Here is a 17606-nt window from a genome sequence, read left to right as displayed (position 1 = left end):
ATTATCCTTCCTTCTGACAGGAAATTATAAATCCATGATTTAAATTGATGTGTATACCAGGCAATTTTTGCCCCTGTTCCGAATGGGTGGCCATAATGACTGTTCTATTTTCAGTCAGTTTCAACAATTGATTAAAGATATCCCTCTCCGTTTCGGGATCAAGATGAGCTGTAGGTTCGTCAAGCAATAATAATGGAGCGTTTTTCAGATATGCTCGTGCAATAGCAATTCTTTGGGCCTGTCCACCCGATAACCCATAACCGTTTTCACCAATCACCGTATCAAGCCCATGCGGTAAATCTAACAAATATCGATCTATCGCCGCCGCTTCAATGGCTTGTTGAAATTCTTGCTCGGTTGCGGAGGGTCTGGCAAACATAATATTCTCACGAATAGTACCGCAAAAAATAACAGGTTTTTGTCCGATCCATGCCATTAATTTTGACAATGAAGCAGCCGAATATTCGGTAATATCCAATCCATTTACCAAAACCTGCCCCTCATTCGGCTTTATAAATCCGAGAATCATTTCGATAATGGTTGATTTTCCTGCACCAGACTGACCTATCAATAAAGCTCTTTCCCCTGCCTTGATGTCGAAATTCAGGGAATGTAATATACGACCTCTTTGAGCGTCCCAATGATAGGAAACATTTTTAAAGCTTATTTCCACTTTATCATTGAAAGGAATATCCTTTACATTGGTTGAAAATTCATTTTTGACAGGCAATTCAACAATAGATGCAGCCGTTCCGCCAAGTCGTGCCCTGTCCTGATAGGCCAAAGCCAAACTGCGTAGAGGACCAAAAAACTCCGGAATAATCAATAAAGTAAAGAGAATATGCGTGACAGGAATAGATTGTATTGAATGAATTTGGACAAATTGACTTCCATCCATCAACACTACCAGAATAATCGCGATAATCATCGCACAATCAATAGAGGCAGACGACAAAAAAGCAACCCGTAATATTTTCATCGTTCTCTTACGCAATTCATCTGCTGATAATGCAAGTCTATTGGCCATGTCATCTGATCGACCAGCCAATACAATCGTTGCAATCCCTCTTACTCTATCAAGAAATTGAGCCTGCAAACGGGTCATTGCCAAAAATTGCTTTCTTGCAGCCATGGCTGCTCCAATTCCAAAAATTGCCTGTGCAATAGGAACCATCAAACCACACAAACCCATAATCAATGCTGACCATGGTTGAACCAAATACACGAAAAAAAGAATAAGTAGTGGTGAGGCAATCCATAAAACCGATGCCGGCAACCATCGTGAAAAATAACCATCCAAAGATTCAACCTGATCAACCGCCAATGCTGTCAAAGCGCCACTTGATTGTCGCCTTAATATTGAAGGACCGATTTGCATAATATGATTGATAATCAAATTACGTAGGCGATGTCGTGCTTTAAGACCGATTTTGATCGTAAAGTCACCTTCCAAAAAAAATACGCATCCTTTGAGAAACGATAGTAACAGATAAAATAATATCAGTATTAAAATTGGAAATTGTATTGGTATGGATGGGACCAAGATTTTTCCGATAATTTCAGCAATCACCCATGCCATACCGACAGCAATCAAACTTGAAAGCAATCCTAAAATTACAAGAGGGAAAATTGCCTTTTTGCCAATTTTCGTTTGTAATCTTGTCCAGTTTTTAATTTTTGTTTTTTTATCAGGCATATAATCCACTCTTTATCACGATAAAAAGATGCATTGGCAATTCAATCTGGGTAATTTACAATTTAAAAAGTAAAATAAAAAAATTATCAGATTATTCAAAATTTCAGTAATTTTATTTATTCCCAAATTTTTAAAAACAAAATCAATTTATTATCAAAATTTTGTCTATTTAATAAAAATATTTACATCTTCATATTTAATAAATATGTTCTAATATACAAATTTACTTATATAGCAAACATTCTGTAAACCACATTATCTCATTATATGTCATCCCCACTTTTGCTTATACAAAATCTTTCTTACAGTTTTGGAGGTCACCCCCTTTTTACCGACCTGAATTTCAATATTGCAAATAATGAAAAATTATGTCTGGTTGGTAGAAATGGATCAGGAAAATCCACCTTATTCAAAATTATAATGGGATTGCAAAAAAGAGATTCAGGAAATCTTTTTATACAGCCTGGCACAACCATTCAATGCCTATCCCAAGAACCTGATCTTTCTTATTTCACAAAAACCATTGATTATGTTTGTTCAGAATTACCCAACCCTGATGATCATTTTCGTGGGCGAATTCTGCTTGAGGCACTGGGATTAACTGGTAATGAAAATCCTGCACATCTATCAGGGGGTGAAACAAGACGCTGTGCACTGGCCAAGGTTTTAGCTCCAAGACCAGATCTATTACTGTTGGATGAACCCACAAATCATCTGGATCTTCCAACAATAGAATGGCTGGAATCTGAATTAAAATCTTTATCTTCTGCGATTTTAGTGATCAGCCATGACCGTCGATTTCTGGATAATATGGCAAAAGGCATTATCTGGCTGGATAGAGGACAGGCAAGGCAACTTTCCATGAGATTTTCCGAATTTGAATTATGGAGGGAGAATTTTTTCGAACAGGAAGCGCTGGAGTATCATAAGTTAAATCGTCAAATTGCAAGAGAGGAGGATTGGGTGCGTTACGGCGTTACCGCCCGACGCAAACGTAATGTTAGACGAATGGCGGAACTTTCAGAACTTCGTCTAAAAAGAAAAAACCATATACAGAATCCTTCCTTGGACACCCTACAATCAAGTGATGCAGAAAATTCCGGTAAAATTGTCATAGATGCAAAAAACATAACCAAATCCTATAATTCAAGAACAATCATAAATAATTTAAATTTACGTATTGTACGTGGAGATCGGCTTGGCATTATTGGTCCAAATGGTGCCGGCAAAAGTACGTTGCTGAAATTATTGACAGAGCAGGAACAGCCTGATCAGGGAGAAATCAAACTTGGAAGCAAACTTGAGATCAATTATCTAGATCAACACAGACAGATTCTTGATCCTGAAAAAACATTGGCAGAAACGCTGACACGTGGACGTGGAGATTATGTAGATGTCGGAGGGGAAAAAAAACACGTTATCGGATATATGAAACAGTATCTTTTTCAACCAGAACAAGCAAAAACACCCGTAAAGGTTTTATCTGGTGGAGAAAAAGCTCGATTATTGCTTGCTTGTGCTTTGAGCCAACCTTCAAACCTGATGATTCTGGATGAACCTACGAATGATTTTGATTTGGAAACGCTTGATTTGTTACAGGAAGTGTTGTCCACTTATAAAGGGACCCTTATTCTGGTCAGTCATGATCGAGATTTTCTTGATCGAATTGCCACTTCAGTTCTTGTAGCTGAAGGTGATGGTATCTGGACAGAATATGCCGGTGGATATTCTGACATGATGGCACTTCGTGAATATAAACAGGAAAATCTTATCAGGAAAACACAAAATAAATCGCAAAAATCAACATATTCAAAAATACCCATTAAACCAAAACCTAAAAAACTTTCATACAAAGACCAGTATGAACTGGATCATTTACCAGAAAAGCTTCAGAAACTTCAAATCTCTATAATGCAGCTGAATCAACTTCTCAATGATCCAGGATTATATCAGGAAGACCCTGATTTATTTGAAAAATTCACACGGCAATTACTGGATAAACAAAAAGAACAAGAAAAACTTGAGGAAAGATGGCTTGAATTGGAAATCTTGCAGGAGAATTTGAAGTCAAATGATGAATTAAGTAATTCATCTAATCAGTAAATCCTGTAATTTTAAATTATTAGTTTTACCTGATTGAATTGTCTGTCATGACAGCCATATATTTTGTAATATGTTAATAGGAATGACATGAAATTTCAAGCAACTGCCGGCTTTAAATATCAACAATTTGAAAATCACGTATAATCATAAGGAGGAACCCTGTTCATGGAAAATCATAACCATCCATTTTACAATCCAAGGTTAAGTTATGAGGAAAACTACCAGAAAGGCCCTTTTGGAGATTTTACACAAAAACCGGAAATTTCTATTGTAAACCAACCTTCTGTTCATTTTCTGGGAAATAAGATTAATCTACCATTCGGTATTCCCGCCGGACCTTTACTCAATGGCAAATATGTAAAGGCGGCACTGGACTGGGGATATGATTTGTGCGTCTATAAGACGGTCAGAACAAAAAAATATAAATGCCATCCCCTTCCCAATGTCTTGGCTGTCCATCCGGAACATAGACTTTCAGAAAATGTTGATACAGTATTAGCTGATCAAAATTATGATTTGCCTTTATCCATAACAAACTCTTTTGGTGTCCCCTCTTTTGATCCAGATATATGGCAACCTGACATGGAGGACGCAGTTAATTATGCGAAACCGGGACAGGTTGTAATCGGCAGTTTCCAGGGCACATTGGGTGTTACCAATCATATCGAGGAAAATTATGCAGAAGCGGCCCGTTTGGTCGATGAGACAGGTGTTCCTCTTCTAGAGGCAAATTTGAGCTGTCCCAATGAAGGGGTAAATAACCTTTTATGTTTTGATATTGATAAGGTTGAACGAATTACCCACGCGATCAAGAATGCCGTACCAGATAAACCATTGATGCTTAAATTGGCTTATTTTAAAGATAACAAACTTCTTTATTCTTTTCTTGAAAGATTGGCTCCTATCGTTGACGGCTTCTGCGCAATCAACACCCTTTCGGCAAGACCTGTGACCTCTCAAGGTAAACAGGCTTTGGGAGAGGACCGTCCAACAGGAGGAGTTTGTGGTGATGCAATTCGTTGGGCCGGTGAAGAAATGGTTTCCCGCCTATATGAATGGAGAGCCAATCATAATGAAAAATTTGTCATTATAGGTGTTGGGGGAGTTAATAGTCCTGAACATTATCGAACATATCTTTCCCTGGGTGCTGATGCTGTCATGAGTGCAACCGGTGCAATGTGGAATCCTGCGCTAGCATTACAAATAAAAAAGGCGCTTCAATAATTTTTTACATTAAATCAAGTTATCAAAATAAGAATATTTTCGATAACTTGATTTAATGGATTCTCCTGCTAATTTTTCATTTATTTCAAAAACAACAACCCTGTATTATTATAAATGTCATTTAATCTATATTATGACGATTACACAGTTCATTTTTTAATAAATGGTTATGTAATATTATCCTGTTTAAAAATCTTAAAATATAATCCTAAATAGCATGAAATCATTTGCCACTAAATCATATCATTTTCACATCAATATTAATTTTTATGGAAAATTAATTGTGAAACTTCAAAAATTAATACTGCAAAACTTTTTATCATGCTGATCATTTTCGTCGATGTGAAAAAAGGATTATTTACCATTTCTTCATAACAATTAGCACAAATCATCAAAACTGCTTTGTTACATCATGATAAATTACAGAACTATATCCCTTTAAAGATATATTAATATTAAAAGCTATTTGTTTTAGAATTCAATAATCCAGAAACCTGCATTCGCTCTCTTGATTCTTTTATACTTTTGATCACCGCCAATGCTGCATTCAAAGCCCTTCGCCCCGCAACCCCATCCACGAGAACTGGTATTCCATCAAGACAGGATTTTACAAAAGCATTATGCTCAGCCTCCATATTATCATGATCTTTCCATTTCACCACTTCTCTTCTAAATCCATTGGTACCAGGTAAAGGCATACCCTTTTCTTTTCCAATCATGACCAATTGATTTTCCACAAAATCAGCCGATAAATACCCTTCTTCGGAAAAAATTCGCATTTTACGCTCAGTTTTTAAGGAAATACGACTGGCTGCAATGGTCGCAACGCATCCATTTTCAAAAGTAACCCGAGCATTTGCTATGTCTTCGAATTCTGATGTCACGGATGCACCCAACGCATCCACTTTTCGTATATGAGATGGTACGATAGCTAGAACAAGATCGAGATCATGGATCATTAGATCAAGAATAACAGAAACATCAACCCCTCTCGGCTTGAAAGGTGCAATTCGCATGGTTTCAATATATAAAGGCTTCTTTATACGTTCATGTATAACTTTCTGTTCCGCTGAATAACGTAAAAGATGCCCAACTTGCAAGACAAGTCCACGACTATTTGCCAGATCAATGAGATGATCAGCCTGATCAAGCGTTGAGGCAATCGGTTTTTCTATTAGAACATGCCTACCTTTTTCAAGGGCCTCAAGGGCCAATTCATAATGAAATTCTGCAGGTGCGGCAATAATCAAGGCATCACAAGATTGTAACAGCTGGTCAAATGGCATATAGGGAACATTACCGGCTTCTTTTCCAACTTTTATTGCATTGCCAATTACTGGATCATAGATACCGATCAGATTTTCCCGTTCTGCTTTAAAAGATTTTAAAGCATGAAAACGACCAAAATATCCCGCCCCAGCAATACCCACACGCAAAATCGACTGTTCTGCCATTTGTTTTCTCGCTTTATATTAAATTTAAACTTACAATTTTTCTTAAATTTGGATAGAAAATAAAATATTCTTAAACTTATTTAAACATTGTTTTTATTTATAATGCTATATATACCTTGCCATATAATAGTATTATAACCAAAACATATTGCATCGAATAACATGACAACGACCCTGTTGTTAAACGTTCCCTTTAACCATTTTCAGTCCATCGGGACAAAAAGGATTTAGTCGTTACTGCGATGATGTATTACAGTCGAACAAAACTTGCCCTGGTTTTCGCCACTTGTTTCATGGGGCTATTATTATGTTTACCCAATTTTGTTAAACATCCATCTTTTAAGATACCTTGGCATCAGATCCATCTTGGCCTTGATTTAAAAGGAGGATCCTATTTACTGATGCAGGTGGATGTGGAGACCATCAGCAAAAACCGTTTACAGACGTTGAGTGACAATGTTCGGCAAACCCTTATTTCCAAAAATCTGGGTTATCGCAATTTACATATGGTTCCCAAAGATCATACCATTGTTTTTAATTTGCGTGATCCAAGTGAAAAAGAGGGTGTTATATCTGCATTGAGATCAATGCCAAAAGCGGTTCCCAATGAATTTGAGGTTAGTAATAACAATGATCAAATTAGAATGGAACTTTCAACTGATGCAATGCAGCACCGCGCAAGCGAGGCGGTAACTCAATCCATTGAAATTGTTCGCAAACGTATCGATGCAACAGGTGCTGTCGATCCATCCATAACCCGTCAGGGTACAGACAGAATCATTATTCAGCTACCGGGCGTCAGTGATCCGAACCGAATTAAGCAATTACTTGGTACAACAGCTAAAATGACATTTCACTTATTGGATGAAAATGCAAACCCAAACCTACCTCCACCCGGTGTAACATTTCTCCCAACAGCTGGAAATGAAAATGAAAAATTACCAATACGTGATCATATTGAAGTTGACGGTGCCGACCTAACAGGAGCAAGTGCTGGATTTGATCAGCAAAGTGGTGAATATGCAGTAAATTTCAGTTTTGACAATGCAGGCGCACAAGCTTTCGCAAATGTTACTCGTGCCAATATCAACAAACGTTTCGCTATAGTGTTGGATAATAAGGTTATAGAGGCACCTGTCATTCGGACTCCAATCACAGGCGGGAATGGTCAAATTACAGGCGGATTTGATGCGCAAAAAGCCACTGATCTTGCCTTACTTTTACGAGCGGGTGCCTTGCCTGCTCCGCTAAAAGTGATGGAAGAACGTTCAATTGGTCCATCACTGGGGGCTGATGCTATCAGGGCTGGAGGATTGAGTCTGGTAAGCGGTTTTGTCCTTGTCATTATTTTTATGCTTCTATTTTACGGTCGTTTTGGTCTCTATGCGAACATCGCTTTATTTGCAAATCTCGTATTGATGAGTGCCATTTTATCTCTTTTCGAAGCGACACTAACCTTGCCAGGTATGGCGGGAATGCTTCTAACCCTTGGAATGGCAGTTGACGCAAATATTCTTATCAATGAACGCATTCGCGAAGAAACACGTAATGGCCGTACGCCCCTTAACGCTTTACAAACTGGATTTGATCGTGCTCTCAATACAATCATCGACAGTAACGTCACCGCTTTCATTGCACACGTCATGTTATTCATATTTGGAACGGGTGCGGTCAAGGGATTTGCATTGACTATCACCATTGGTATTGTTACGACCCTTTTCACCACCTTATGCCTCTCCTGGATGCTGACAATTCGCTGGTATGCTGTCACCCGCCCTAAAGAACTTCCGATTTGAAAGAAAGAATATGCTTGGTCGTCCTTTATTACATCTCGTCCCACATGGCACAAAAATTCATTTTATGCGTGGACGCTTTGCCGGCCTGATAACATCAGCGGTTTTATCTGTTGCATCAATTATTCTTTTCTTTCATCCCGGCTTGACATTGGGACTGGATTTCCGTGGCGGTATTGTGGTTGAAGCGCAAACTCCTGAACCTGCTGATTTTAGCAAATTGCGCAAATTTTTATCTGATGCCGACATTACAGCAGCTGGATTACAACAATTTGGTGGGAAAAATAATGTCCTGATCCGGCTTGACGCACCCAAAGAAAATAATGACGATGCAACCCAGATCTTGATCAAAAAAGTCAGATCAGCCGTTACAAATTATGAAACTGGTACAAAAATTGTACGAGCCGATGCTGTTGGTGCCTCTGTTTCCTCTGAATTATTCAGAAATGGGCTTTTGGCACTTGGAATAAGTCTTTTTATGATTATGATTTATATCTGGTTTCGATTTGAATGGGAATTTGCACTTAGCGCCATTATAACCTTGCTTCTTGATTTAACAAAAACAATCGGATTTCTTGTAATCACACATTTTGAATTCGATCTGGTCATGGTGGCTGCCATCTTGACAATTCTAGGCTATTCAACAAACGATAAAGTTGTCGTATATGATCGAGTAAGGGAAAATCTAAGAAAATATCATTCCATGCCATTTCAAGAATTGCTTGACCTATCAATTAATGAAACGTTAAGCAGAACCCTTGCCACTTCGTTTACCGTGTTTTTAGCCGCCTTACCTCTTGCTCTGTTCGGTGGTGCATCTCTTTCCGGTTTTGCGTGGGTAATGTTATTTGGTATTGTTGTGGGAACGTCTTCCTCCATCTTCATTGCCGCTCCCCTGCTTCTATTTATGGAAGAGGGAAGCTTGAGAAGAAAAACCAAAAGATCATCCTAGAATTATTTTATGAGCAGTTTAAAAGAACTGCTCAATTTTTAACGAATATTATTTTTATTCAAAGACTGTATCAGTATTTCCACAGAATTTTTTGCATTTTTCAAATTATGATTATTCGGTTTCGATAATGCCATCATAACGTAATGTTTTGCATTTTGATCCTTTAAAAAAATATCCTGAAAATCAGTCAATGAAACAGAAGATAAACTACCTAGATAACCAATACACATACCATGAGTAAATATGTAATTGTAGGCAATGGAATGTGGGGTTAAGCGTTCAGATGACTTTAATGAATTTTCTTGTGATTGACAGGCACTCAAGGGAAACAAAAAAAGGGTTAATCCTAATAAAACATATCGCTTAAACATTTAAAACTTCTTTGTTCCCATAGACTTGTAACCAATTTATCAAAAATTGATCTAGGATTGTTTTCTGTTTGAAAGAATGTCTCTTATTTCCTGCAGTAAAACTTCCTGTTTTGTTGGTTGTGCGGCTTTAACTTCTTGCTGCGTCTTGATACGATTATAGATATCATTCAACCCTCTGACAATCAGGAAAACAACAAATCCGATAATTAGAAACTGAATAATCGTGTTGAGAAAAACTCCAAAGTTTAAAGTTACCGCACCTATTCTTTGTGCCTCGGCCAATGTTTTAACATGAGGTCCCTTTAAGGTGATAAAGAAATTACTGAAATCGACACCACCTAGAAACAAACCAATGATGGGATTGAAAATATCATTCACCAAACTTTTAACCACACTTGTAAAAGCTGCACCAACGATAATACCCACAGCCAGATCAACAACATTACCCCGCATGATAAAGGATTCAAATTCATGAATCCATTTAATGCTCCTACTTTTTTTAGCCATATTTTCATTACTCATTTTCATTTCCATTCAATTGCTCTAAAAAATAGTTACGTATCAATTATATTTGAAAAAAGAATTTTAAATAAGAAAAAAATGTCAAACAGTAAAAAATAACAAAGAAGAGATTGATTTCGAGCAGTAAAATGACTATAAATACATTTTCTTTCTCCGTCTGTTAACGGAGTTTTTTTTACAATCTGTTAAGAGAAAATCATGAAAAACGATATCCATCCAGATTATCACGAAATTACAGTCGTCATGACAGACGGTACTGAATTCAAAACCCGTTCCTGTTATGGCTCTAATGGCGATACATTGCGTCTTGACGTAGATCCCAAATCTCATCCTGCATGGACCGGAGTTCAGCGTATCAATGATACACGAGGTCAAGTTGCGAAATTTAACAAGCGTTTTGCTGGTATCGGACAAAAAAAGATTTAAATAATTAGATTATTTTATTAACCTTATTGAGATAAGGGTGACTTCATCACCCTTATCTCAATCAAATAAAATTACTAAATTACAGCTTTTAAAATAGTCTATATTGTTTTAACTTAAAATTTACAGTTTTAAGTTTTTAATAATAATTTACTCTATTTTTATCATACAGGATTGTCATGACCTTACCTCTTATGCCTAAGGCTACCGCAGTATGGCTTATTGAAAAAACTGCTTTAACCTTTAATCAAATTGCAGAATTTTGTGGCATGCATCCTTTGGAAGTCCAGGCAATTGCCGATGGCGAGGTAGCTCAAAGTATCATTGGCTATGATCCTGTTGCTAATGGCCAGTTAACCCAAGAAGAGATTAATCGCTGTGAGGCTGATCCAGATCGAAAGCTAAAACTATCAGCAAATCGCATGCAAATCGTCAAGCGATCAAAAGGCGCAAGATATACTCCCATTTCAAAGAGAAATGATCGTCCTGATGCAATTGCCTTCCTGTTAAGAAACTATCCCCAATTGCTAGATCAGCAAATTGCCAAGCTTTTGGGAACGACTAAAGATACAATTGCCAAAGTAAGAGATAAACAGCATTGGAATTCCGCCAATATTAAACCACGTGATCCAATCATACTGGGATTATGCAGTCAAATGGATTTAAACAGTGCTGTTGCCGAAGCGAACAGACGTGTTGAGAAGGATGAGACGGATATCTCTTCCCTTAATCCCTCAGAAACAACAGAACATCAGGAATCTTCAGAAACAAAGAAAGAAGAGCTAGATATCAATCATATATTTTCCAATTATTCTGAAAAAAACAATCAATCCGACGATCTAAATTAATTATGCCATTACCCCATCCCTCTTCATCAAATATCTCCCTTGCTGTTGGTGTTATTATGGGCAGCCAGTCGGACTGGGATATTATGAGACACAGTGCTGATATATTAAAAAAACTTGATATATCACATGAAGTAAAAATTGTATCGGCTCATCGTACACCTGATCGATTAAGGGAATATGCAATATCCGCTGTTGAACGGGGGATCAGGGTTATTATTGCAGGCGCAGGTGGCGCTGCACATCTTCCCGGTATGGTTGCCGCCTGGACACATTTGCCAGTTCTTGGTGTACCAATGCAAACCCATGCCCTAAACGGTAAGGACAGCTTGTTATCAATTGTGCAAATGCCTGCAGGTATTCCGGTTGGCACCCTGGCCATCGGAAAAGCTGGGGCCATTAATGCGGCACTTTTGGCAATATCTATCCTATCTATCGCTGATCAATCAATCGCCCAACGCTTAGTTTCCTGGCGCAAAGCACAAACAGATTCTGTCGCTATTTCTCCACTTTAATTATACATTATTAATAAGAGGGACTTATGCTCTTACCTAATTCAACCATAGGAATCGTTGGAGGCGGACAATTAGGCAGAATGTCTGCTGTAGCGGCGGCACGTCTTGGATTTAGAACACATATTTTATCTGACATTATGGATGCCCCTGCCGCTCAAATGGCTTCTGGCATTACGGTTGGATCTTATCATGATCAATCAATTTTAAAACAATTTGCTGAACAGGTTGATGTAATAACATTTGAATTTGAAAATATAAATATAGAAGGAATAGAATATCTTGCCACCGTACGACCTGTTCATCCTTCCAGCAATGTCTTAAAAATCAGCCAAGACAGGTTTCTTGAAAAAGACTTTTTAAATCAACATGATATTCCAACCACTCAATGGATTTCTATTTTTCAGTTAGAAGATGGCATAAATGCGGCAGAAAAACTGGGATTTCCTTTTATCCTTAAAACCACTAGATTGGGATATGATGGTAAAGGTCAGGCCGTTATCCGTACCGACGAAGAATTCAAAAAAGCCTTTAAAAATTTGAATCCTCATCCTCTAATTGCTGAAAAAAAAGTAAACTTTTATAAAGAAATTAGCGTGATGGTTGTTCAGAATGAACATGATGAATTACAAACATTCGATGTTACTGAAAACCGACATAAAAATGGAATTCTTGACCTCAGTATCGCACCAGCCCGAATTACCTCAGCATTGCAAAATAAAGCCAAAGAGATCGCAGTTAAGATAGCCCAGGCTCTCAAACTTGTTGGTATCTTGGGAGTTGAAATGTTCATTGATGATCAGGATAATATTCTTGTCAATGAAATAGCACCCCGTCCTCACAATTCAGGACATTGGACAATGAATGCCTGTCCCTTTGACCAATTTGAAATGCATATTCGTGCTGTCGCAAATCTTCCCTTACCGCCTTTAGCTCGACATTCGGATGCCATCATGAAAAATCTTATAGGCCCCCAAACACTGGAATATTGGCCAAAGATTTTAGAAAATGATCGAATGATAGGACATTTATATGGAAAAAAGGAAGCAAAACCGGGTCGAAAAATGGGACATGTCAATATAAATTTTCCATATAATGGTTTACCCGGAGAATTCGGAATTAAAGCGGCATTATCATTTCTTTGTTCTGGGGATTAAGCAATCCACTTTCCACAAAAGAAAAATAGATACCATTCCCGATTATTATATGATCGGCGATATCAATATTAACTGCTTCCAAGGCTTCAACTAATATATATGTTAACTTTTTATCCGCTTCCGAAGGTAACGCTATTCCACTGGGATGATTATGTACCAGAATCAAGGATTTAACATCGAATTTAAGAGCATATTTCGCTATTTCACGGATATGGATGGATGTGCTACTCACGGTTCCTGAAGCTTGATGACTGATTGAAATGATATGGGCATTCCTATCGAGAAGAATAATATAGAAATGTTCAATCGTTTCTCTTGATAAGAAAGCAATTAGATAATCGGTTAAATATTTTTTAAACTGTAGAATGTTTTTATTATAAATTTCTGATTTCAAAATACGTATACTTGCTGCATAAATAAGGGAAATAAACGCTATATCCTTTTCAGATAAATTGAATTCCTCAATTAACTGATTTTTGTCATAGGTAAAAAGATGCGGAAAAGATCCAAGTTTTGTTAAAATATTTTCTTGCCAATTTTCATTATGTTGTTCAAATTTCATCCATTGGGATAACAAAGTTAAATATTGTGAATCAGATTTTATATTATCTTGTTTTTCTTTCATAAAACTGTGCATTTTCATATTGAAAATATCCTCAATTCTCAAAATATTGATTCTTTATGTTCGAATAGGATAAGTTCTTCATTAATACAGATTAAATATTAATTACGTAAGATTAAATACCAACAAATTAGGAGATTGAATTCTTGAACCAAAAAACTGCCAACAAACAGTGGGGAGGACGTTTCACCTCTGGACCTTCAGCCATTATGGAGCAAATAAATGCCTCTATCGGCTTTGATAAAAACTTATGGAAACAGGATATACAAGGGTCAATAGCTCATGCAGAAATGCTGGCCAAACAGAAAATAATTTCCGAAACGGATAAAAACAGTATTCATCAAGGCCTTAGGGAAATTGAGCGAGAAATTCAATCTGGTCAATTCGAATTTAGCAGAGCCCTTGAGGATATTCATATGAATATCGAAGCCCGTTTGGCAGAACGTATCGGTGAGGCAGGAAAAAGGCTTCATACAGCACGTTCAAGAAATGACCAAGTTGCGACAGATTTTCGTTTATGGATCAGACAAAATATCGATGAATTAATTCCAATAATAAATCATCTGATGCTGACCCTTGCTTCCCGAGCTCTAGAATATGCGGAAACAGCTATGCCCGGTTTCACTCATTTGCAATCTGCCCAACCGGTGACGTTCGGTCATCATTTACTGGCTTATACAGAAATGTTGAATCGGGATCGGGGACGATTGATAGATACACGCAGACGACTAAATGAAAATCCCTTGGGTGCAGCGGCTTTAGCTGGCACCTCATTCCCAATTGACCGCCAATTGACTTCTAAATTATTGGGATTTGACCGTCCCATGGCAAATTCACTTGACGCGGTCTCTGATCGTGATTTTGCCCTGGAATATCTTTCCGCTCTTTCCATCATGTCGATTCATCTTTCACGCATGGCGGAAGAACTTGTAATTTGGTGTTCACCTCCTTTTTCTTTTATCCAGCTTTCAGATGCCTATACTACAGGTTCATCCATCATGCCACAAAAACGAAATCCAGATGCCGCCGAACTGGTTCGGGCCAAAGTTGGACGAATTTCAGGGGCACTTACAGGACTTTTGACCGTTATGAAGGGTCTTCCTCTCGCATATGCTAAAGATATGCAAGAAGACAAGGAACAGGTTTTTGCTGCAACCGAAACTATTATTCTGTGTTTAGCCGCTTGCTCAGGAATGATTGCAGATTTAAAGGCCAATCAAGACAATATGGCCTATTGGGCAGGGTCCGGTTTCTCTACAGCCACAGATCTCGCAGACTGGCTGGTTAAAGAATTAAAATTACCCTTCAGAACAGCTCATCATGTTACAGGAAAAATTGTCAGCTATGCCGAAACACATAATCTTGCTCTTGAGAATGTGCCTTTACAAAAAATGCAGGAAATCGAACCTTTGATTAACAATGATATATATTCAGTTTTAGGAGTTCAGTCCTCACTTGCCTCTCGAACCAGTGAAGGCGGCACCGCTCCCAAAAACGTAAGAAAATCTGCAAAAATATGGATCGATAAATTAAAGGATATGTCATGAAACGTTTTTTTTCTCTTTTTTTCGCTCTTGGTAGTCTTGCAATCCTCACAATCACCCTGTCTGGATGTGGCAAAAAGTCATCTCCTAAACCGGTTGGTCCCCCTGAAAAAGTAATTTATCCCCGAGCCTATCCACCTCAAGACTAATCCATTAATCCCTGGGTGGGTTGGTGAGTAATACCGCCACGCCACCAGGACGATCTGAATAAGCGGCAATCTGAATGGCTGTTATAACCCATTCCTTGTTTTTATTTACTGTAAACAAAGGGGCACCACTACTTCCATATGTGGCTTGACAATCATGCGCAAGAATGGTTTTACCCTCATTATTTTTTAATATATCGGTTACATGACATTCTTGATCAGCATATAAGACTTCCTGACGGTCCTGATCATAACCAGCCAGATATATATTCATACCGATATAAGGTTGATCTTTATTAAAACCGAAAAAATCCTCTTGATTTGTTTTTCCATCATTAAGCACAAGATAGGCCCAGTCATGATGAATATTGTCCAATGTGGCTTTTTCCGAACCCTCTCCCTTATAATTTTCTGATTTAATAATATTAAGGACATTATAAGCTGATCGGTAAGTTTGTCGCTGGTATCCCAGAAGAAAATGAACAGAATGTGGATTGACAAAATGATTGGTTTTTCTAATCCATAAACAATGAGCTGCAGTTATCACCAATCTTGAACTGACAAGAAATCCCGTACAATGCGTACCAAGCTCTGTTTGTACACGTCCCAAAATTTGCCAAGGTTTCTCTGCAGCATTTACCAATTGTCGATGATTGTTTTTTTGGCTAATGCCTGGCAAATCTTTTGCGGGAACGGAATAGGATAAGGTCGAAATCAATATAAATATCGTACAAGCAAATATCCTGATAAAAATATTCAATTTTCCTTCCCTTATCGCTATTTCTTTTTTCCTTAATAAAGAATAATTATATTATTCTATCCTACTGTTTTTTTATAGATTGTTATAAAATCAGTATAATATTATTTTTTTCCGACTAAAGGCTTTTTGATTAATGTCATCTTCTAAAACCGAACCTGAAACAAATTATCAAACCCTTTTACAAACGCATCCAGACTTTATTATTGATGAAAAGAAGGGACTCTGTTTTGGTAAAGTCTCACTTCAATCTCTTACTGATCATTATGGTAGTCCTGTATGGGTAATCAATGCAGATATATTAACATCACGTTTTCAAAAACTTTCTAAAGCATTTCTGCAAAACAAAATGGACGTTTCTATTCATTATGCCGTGAAAGCAAATGATCATCTGGCCATACTTGATCTTTTGGCAAAAGAAGGAGCGGGAGTTGACATTGTCAGTCTGGGTGAATTAAAGAGAGCACTAAAAGTCAATATCAACCCACGAAAAATTTGTTTTTCAGGAGTGGGAAAAACAGAGGAAGAATTAAAAGCCGCCATTCAATTAGAAATAGGCCAAATCAATGTTGAGAGCCGTGAAGAGCTTCATCTTATTTCTAAAATAGCAATGGATACAGGAAAAAAAGTCGCAATTTGTTTAAGAATCAATCCTGATGTCGATGCCAGAACGCATCATAAAATTACTACAGGTTTGGCGGAAAACAAATTTGGTATCGCTTATGAGCAAGCTCTTCAGGTCTACAAAGAAGCAAGCCAACTGGATAATATTCTCCCATTGGGATTTGATGTCCATATTGGTAGTCAGATTTCATCTGTAGAGCCCTATAAAAAAGCTTTTTTAAAAATGGCGAAACTTGTTAAACAAGCACGTAAAGAAGGATTAGAGGTCTCTGTTCTAGACTGTGGAGGTGGTTTTGGCATTTCTTACTATGACGAAAAAGAGTCCGACCCATATGCTCTAGCTAATTTAATGCAAGGAATTTTCTCTTCCCTTAATATCCGTATTTGCATTGAACCTGGCCGCTGGCTGGTTGGTCCGGCAGGCATCCTGATCAGCAAAGTAGTCAGAAGAAAAAACAATGGGCCTGAGGCTGCCCCTTTCATTATTCTTGATGCTGCCATGAACGACCTTTTGCGTCCAGCAATGTACGATGCGTGGCACGGTATCTTGCCTATACAGGCTGAAATATATAAGCGTCCCTTGGAAAAACAGAATATTGACGGTCCAATATGCGAATCCAGTGATATTTTTGCTCGCCAACGGTTACTTCCCCAATTAAGGGAAAATGATGAAATTGCCATTCTGGATGCCGGTGCCTATGGACACGTCATGAGTTCCTCTTATAATGCCCGTCCCCAAGCTTTACAATTGATGATCAAGGATAAAAGATTATTTGTTATCAAACCACGACAAACATTTGAATCCTTATGGAATAATGAAACTATACCCAACGGATAATTGATTTATATTATACCGAACAT

General features: G+C 37.7%; 17 protein-coding genes. 11 read left to right on the top strand and 6 right to left on the bottom strand.

Annotated features, from left to right (window positions below; translation table 11 throughout):
* Window position 1: 1 nt before the first annotated feature.
* Window positions 2-1696, bottom strand: coding sequence for a thiol reductant ABC exporter subunit CydD (cydD, locus tag H3R28_RS02645; protein ID WP_198208936.1), 1695 nt, complete (start codon window positions 1694-1696; stop codon window positions 2-4).
* 267 nt (window positions 1697-1963) lie between these two features.
* Between cydD and H3R28_RS02640 the strand changes: the two genes are divergently transcribed.
* Together H3R28_RS02640 and H3R28_RS02635 are read left to right on the top strand one after the other, a co-directional pair.
* Window positions 1964-3799: an ABC-F family ATP-binding cassette domain-containing protein gene (locus H3R28_RS02640; protein ID WP_198208938.1), complete on the top strand. Its 1836-nt coding sequence runs from the start codon at window positions 1964-1966 to the stop codon at window positions 3797-3799.
* 165 nt (window positions 3800-3964) lie between these two features.
* Complete coding sequence (locus H3R28_RS02635) at window positions 3965-5023, top strand: tRNA-dihydrouridine synthase (protein ID WP_198208940.1); 1059 nt, start codon at window positions 3965-3967, stop codon at window positions 5021-5023.
* A 455-nt stretch (window positions 5024-5478) separates the two neighbouring features.
* On the opposite strand, the gene H3R28_RS02630 is transcribed toward H3R28_RS02635, so the two are convergent.
* Window positions 5479-6477 carry a Gfo/Idh/MocA family protein gene (locus tag H3R28_RS02630; RefSeq protein ID WP_198208942.1) on the bottom strand — a complete coding sequence of 333 codons (999 nt, stop codon included), beginning with the start codon at window positions 6475-6477 and terminating at the stop codon, window positions 5479-5481.
* A 242-nt stretch (window positions 6478-6719) separates the two neighbouring features.
* On the opposite strand from H3R28_RS02630, the gene secD reads away from it, so the two are divergent.
* Both secD and secF read left to right on the top strand, forming a co-directional pair.
* Window positions 6720-8273, top strand: a complete 1554-nt coding sequence (secD, locus tag H3R28_RS02625; protein WP_198208944.1) for a protein translocase subunit SecD — start codon at window positions 6720-6722, stop codon at window positions 8271-8273.
* Between the two features lie 10 nt (window positions 8274-8283).
* The gene (gene secF / locus H3R28_RS02620) at window positions 8284-9222 is read left to right on the top strand and encodes a protein translocase subunit SecF (protein WP_198208945.1); all 939 of its coding nucleotides are present in this window, start codon (window positions 8284-8286) and stop codon (window positions 9220-9222) included.
* 38 nt (window positions 9223-9260) lie between these two features.
* Here secF and H3R28_RS02615 read toward each other — a convergent pair whose 3' ends face one another.
* Both H3R28_RS02615 and mscL read right to left on the bottom strand, forming a co-directional pair.
* Window positions 9261-9593 carry a hypothetical protein gene (locus tag H3R28_RS02615; protein ID WP_155565556.1) on the bottom strand — a complete coding sequence of 111 codons (333 nt, stop codon included), beginning with the start codon at window positions 9591-9593 and terminating at the stop codon, window positions 9261-9263.
* Between the two features lie 51 nt (window positions 9594-9644).
* Window positions 9645-10115, bottom strand: a complete 471-nt coding sequence (mscL, locus tag H3R28_RS02610) for a large-conductance mechanosensitive channel protein MscL (RefSeq protein WP_232351171.1) — start codon at window positions 10113-10115, stop codon at window positions 9645-9647.
* A gap of 198 nt (window positions 10116-10313) precedes the next feature.
* Between mscL and rpmE the strand changes: the two genes are divergently transcribed.
* From rpmE to H3R28_RS02590, 4 genes are all read left to right on the top strand, one after another.
* Window positions 10314-10541: a 50S ribosomal protein L31 gene (gene rpmE / locus H3R28_RS02605; protein ID WP_198208947.1), complete on the top strand. Its 228-nt coding sequence runs from the start codon at window positions 10314-10316 to the stop codon at window positions 10539-10541.
* A 176-nt stretch (window positions 10542-10717) separates the two neighbouring features.
* Window positions 10718-11386 (top strand): DUF1013 domain-containing protein, encoded by a 669-nt coding sequence (locus H3R28_RS02600; RefSeq protein ID WP_198208949.1) that lies wholly within the window; start codon window positions 10718-10720, stop codon window positions 11384-11386.
* 2 nt (window positions 11387-11388) lie between these two features.
* Window positions 11389-11898 carry a 5-(carboxyamino)imidazole ribonucleotide mutase gene (purE, locus tag H3R28_RS02595; RefSeq protein WP_198208951.1) on the top strand — a complete coding sequence of 170 codons (510 nt, stop codon included), beginning with the start codon at window positions 11389-11391 and terminating at the stop codon, window positions 11896-11898.
* Between the two features lie 26 nt (window positions 11899-11924).
* Window positions 11925-13052 (top strand): 5-(carboxyamino)imidazole ribonucleotide synthase, encoded by a 1128-nt coding sequence (locus H3R28_RS02590; RefSeq protein WP_198208953.1) that lies wholly within the window; start codon window positions 11925-11927, stop codon window positions 13050-13052.
* Here H3R28_RS02590 and H3R28_RS02585 read toward each other — a convergent pair.
* The gene (locus H3R28_RS02585) at window positions 13015-13677 is read right to left on the bottom strand and encodes a RadC family protein (RefSeq protein WP_198208955.1); all 663 of its coding nucleotides are present in this window, start codon (window positions 13675-13677) and stop codon (window positions 13015-13017) included. The two genes, H3R28_RS02590 and H3R28_RS02585, sit on opposite strands and share 38 nt — an antisense overlap.
* Window positions 13678-13820: 143 nt before the next feature.
* Here H3R28_RS02585 and argH point away from each other — a divergent pair, with 143 nt between their 5' ends.
* Complete coding sequence (argH, locus tag H3R28_RS02580; RefSeq protein ID WP_232351173.1) at window positions 13821-15221, top strand: argininosuccinate lyase; 1401 nt, start codon at window positions 13821-13823, stop codon at window positions 15219-15221.
* A complete protein-coding gene (locus tag H3R28_RS02575; RefSeq protein ID WP_198193096.1) occupies window positions 15218-15367 on the top strand; it encodes a hypothetical protein in 150 nt (49 codons plus the stop codon). The genes argH and H3R28_RS02575 overlap by 4 nt, the downstream gene beginning before the upstream one ends.
* 4 nt (window positions 15368-15371) lie before the next feature.
* On the opposite strand, the gene H3R28_RS02570 is transcribed toward H3R28_RS02575, so the two are convergent.
* On the bottom strand, window positions 15372-16124 hold the full coding sequence (locus H3R28_RS02570) for a serine protease (RefSeq protein WP_198208957.1): 753 nt from the start codon (window positions 16122-16124) through the stop codon (window positions 15372-15374).
* Window positions 16125-16257: 133 nt separating this feature from the next.
* Between H3R28_RS02570 and lysA the strand changes: the two genes are divergently transcribed.
* Entirely contained in the window at window positions 16258-17583 is a 1326-nt protein-coding gene (lysA, locus tag H3R28_RS02565; RefSeq protein WP_198208959.1) for a diaminopimelate decarboxylase, read from the top strand.
* The last annotated feature ends 23 nt before the right edge of the window (window positions 17584-17606 follow it).

Origin of the sequence: Commensalibacter sp. M0268 (assembly GCF_016101925.1) — a bacterium.
Taxonomy (GTDB): Bacteria; Pseudomonadota; Alphaproteobacteria; order Acetobacterales; family Acetobacteraceae; genus Commensalibacter; species Commensalibacter melissae.
Note: the sequence above shows the minus strand (reverse complement) of the source record. Positions and strands in the feature narration are given on the sequence as shown.